The organism is Streptomyces sp. NPDC059398 (genome assembly GCF_042751845.1).
Classification (GTDB): Bacteria; Actinomycetota; Actinomycetes; order Streptomycetales; family Streptomycetaceae; genus Streptomyces.
On sequence record NZ_JBHYWP010000015.1, the window covers coordinates 92,326 to 95,611 of the forward strand.

The following is a 3,286-nucleotide window of genomic DNA, read 5'->3' on the forward strand; positions in this document are numbered from 1 at the left end:
AGCTGGACCGCGGGGTCGCTGCTGCGCGGGGGGGGCCCGCGCGGGGGGGGCGGGCGGGGGCCGCCGCGCCCCGGCGGCTCCCCCGGGGGGGCCACCCCCCCACGGCGCGCCGTTCCCGTACGCGGTCCGGCCGTTCGGCCGCTGTCAGAGCGGTCCGGGGGGCCTGGCGCCAAGGGTGTCGGCAACCCCGGCCAGACGTCCGCGCAGCAGCAGCGACTCCAGCGCCGCGGCCGTGACACTGCGGGAGTTGGCGGGCCCGAACCGGTCGGGCCAGTCGCTCAGCACGACCAGCCGCGGCACCGCCCGGCGGGCACGCTGCGGCGGCCGGTGCGGGACGGTGACCGGTGCCGGGTCGTCCAGCGGCTCGGCGTGGTGCAACGCCTCGTGGATGTCGGGTACGGCAAGTCCCCGGGTGAAGCGGAGATAGGCGGTGTGCGCACTGTCGCGGGGCAGATCGCCGCGGAGGCTGCCCAGGCTCAGGGCCCAGCGTTCGTTCTCCTCGCGCGCCAGACATCCGTACCGGGGAACCCCGTCGGACGGTGCGGCGACGACCGCGATGTCACTTCCGAGCGCCCCGGCCGGCAGCCGGTAGCGCCGTATCACATAGCCCCCGCCGGACAGCCCCGCGCCGCCGCCCCGCCCGGCGGGGGCCGCCCCGGAGAGCCAGACCGAGGAGTGCGGGGCAGCCCCCGACGCGTCCACGACCAGATCCGCCTCGACCACCTGCTCGTGCTCGCCCTGGGGCCGCACCCGGACCCCGGTCACCCGGTTCCCGCTCGGGGCGAGCACCAGCCCGGTCACGGTCGAGCTGTCCACGATGCCGACGCCCGGCCGGGTCAGCAGCCGCCTTCTCAACTCCCGTACCAGGAAGGCCCGGCTCATGGAGATGCCGGGCTGTCCGGAGTCCCGGCGGTCGAGCGGGCTGTCCCCGAGGTACCAGCGGCAGCCGCCCAGCAGGTCGGCCGCGGGCGCGCCCGCGGCCCGCAGCGCGGCGAGGAAGCCGGGGAGCAGCCGCTCCACCGCCCGGTCGCGGAGCGACAGGATGCCCAGCGTCTGGAGACGCCGGCCGTACTCGGGCGCCGTGTCGTCCCCCGTGACGATCCGGTCCTGTTCGAGGAGGGTCACCCACGCGTAGAGGTCGGCCAGGGCGTGCGCCGCCATCAGTCCGGTCGCGCCCGCGCCGATGACGACAGCGTGTCCGCGCGCGCTCAGCATCGGCGATTCCGCATGGTTGTGAAACGTCCTCTCGGCGGCGAAGGATGGGTGACACACCCCTCGCGGCCCGGAAGTCCGGACGGCCCACCGCCGTAACGGGGAGAGAGCGCACGGCTTTTCCACCTCGTGGGCTCTCGCGGCTCCAGCCGGCGACCAGGCGGTCTGAACGGCGATGATGACCGACCGTCGCCCCGAAAGCCAGGGGGCGCCGGCGCACCCCGCCGTGCGGCGTCACGGCCCGCGGACCCGGCCCGGCCGCGTCCCGCCGGGCCCGCCGGCCGCCGGGAAATCCACGAAGCACCGTGCCGTGCGGCGGAGTTGAGGAGGGCGGGCGGACCGGGGGTGTGACTCCGGCCGGGAGCTTTCCTGTGGACACCGTATGTCACGGATGACTAATATCCGAGATGTACGTGAATACCGTCCGTAGCGGACCAGTGAGCAGAGCGTGCGCCGGTACACGGGCGGCGGCGCTGGAAAAGGGTGTGACGTCATGAGCGACACGGACGCGGCCGTCCCCGCCCCGGTGGCGGCGGCAAAGGGACCGGAGAAGGAGGCGCCCGCCGGGAACGGGCGCATGCTGGCAGTGCTGTTGACCGCGATGTTCATGGCGCAGTTCGACTTCTTCGTGGTGAACGTCGCCGCACCGTCGATCTCGCACGAACTGCACGCGGGCCCGGTCATGCTGGAGCTGATAGTCGCCGGTTACGCGTTCGCGTATGCGAGCGGTCTGATCACCGGCGGGCGACTGGGCGACCTGTTCGGCTACCGCAGGCTGTACATGGTGGGCATGGTCGCCTTCGCCTTCGCCTCACTGCTGTGCGGGATCGCCCAGGAGCCGTGGCAGCTCGTGGCCGCCCGGCTGCTCCAGGGGCTCACCGGGGCCATGATGGTCCCTCAGGTGCTGGCGACGATCACCTCGACGTTCGCCCCGCAGGACCGCCCCAAGGCGATGGCCTGGTTCGGGGTCGCGGGCGGGCTCGGCTCCGTGTCGGCGAACGTGCTCGGCGCCCTGATGCTCGACGCCGATCTGTTCGGCCTGGGCTGGCGGGTGATCTTCCTGGTCAACCTGGTGGTCGCCGCCGTGGCGATCTTCTTCGCCAGGCGGTACCTGCCCGTCATGACCCCGCCCCGGCGGCAGCGGCTCGACCCGCTGGGCGCCGCGGGCGTCGCCCTCACCGTCGCGCTCGTCCTGGTGCCGCTCTCCCTCGGCAACGACGAGGGCTGGCCGGCCTGGACGTTCATCTGCCTGGTCGCGTCGGTGCCCGCCGGTCTGCTGACGCTCCGCTGGCAGAAGGCCGTACGGGAGCGCGGCTCCACACCGGTGCTCGATCTGACGCTGCTGCGGATCCGCTCGTACGCGTCGGGGGTGCTGGCGGGCGCCGCGTTCCTCGCCTACTTCGCCAGCTTCATGTTCGCCCTCTCCCAGTACCTCCAGGTCGGCCGGGGCTACTCACCGCTGCATGCGGGTCTGCTGGTGACGTCGAGCGCCGTGATGTTCTCGTCCAGCGCCATGGTCGCCTCCCGGCTGATGCGCCGGTACGGGCTGCGGGTGGTGGTCGTCGGCGGTGTGATCACCATGGCCGGACTGGCCTCGCTCGCACTCCAGCTGTACTTCTCCGGAGTGGACACCACCGTGCCGGGACTCATCGTCTCGATCATGCTGACGGGCGCGGGGAACGGCGCCGTGCTGCCCCAGCTCATCGGCGCTTCGATGCTGGGCATCAAGCCGCAGCAGGCCGGGATCGGCGCGGGTGTGCTCAACACGGCCCAGCAGTTCGGGAGTTCGGCGGGTGTCTCGCTGGTGGGCGCCGTGTTCTTCTCCATCGCGGGGCCCGCGGTGGCCACCGGCAGGGTGTCCGGGCCGCACTACGCACGGGCGATGGAGGTCGCGGCGGTCATCGATATCGCTCTGGTGCTGATCGTCACGCTGCTCATGGCGTACAACAAGCGCTCGTCCGACCGGCTGCGGGCCGCCCGCTAGTGCCACGGCAGGCAAGGTTTGCCCCGTCGCGACGCCCGGCACGCACTCTCGCCGCACCGGCCGAAAGCCCAAGTACGTCCAGTACGAGGA

The 3,286-nt window shown here is 72.9% G+C and carries 2 protein-coding genes; one reads left to right on the plus strand and one right to left on the minus strand.

Features of this window, described 5'->3' with window-relative positions; translation table 11 throughout:
• Positions 1-144 precede the first annotated feature (144 nt).
• On the minus strand, positions 145-1,215 hold the full coding sequence (locus ACFXBC_RS08375; protein WP_385020139.1) for an FAD-dependent oxidoreductase: 1,071 nt from the start codon (positions 1,213-1,215) through the stop codon (positions 145-147).
• A gap of 490 nt (positions 1,216-1,705) precedes the next feature.
• On the opposite strand from ACFXBC_RS08375, the gene ACFXBC_RS08380 reads away from it, so the two are divergent.
• Positions 1,706-3,196 carry an MFS transporter gene (locus ACFXBC_RS08380; RefSeq protein WP_385020142.1) on the plus strand — a complete coding sequence of 497 codons (1,491 nt, stop codon included), beginning with the start codon at positions 1,706-1,708 and terminating at the stop codon, positions 3,194-3,196.
• The last annotated feature ends 90 nt before the right edge of the window (positions 3,197-3,286 follow it).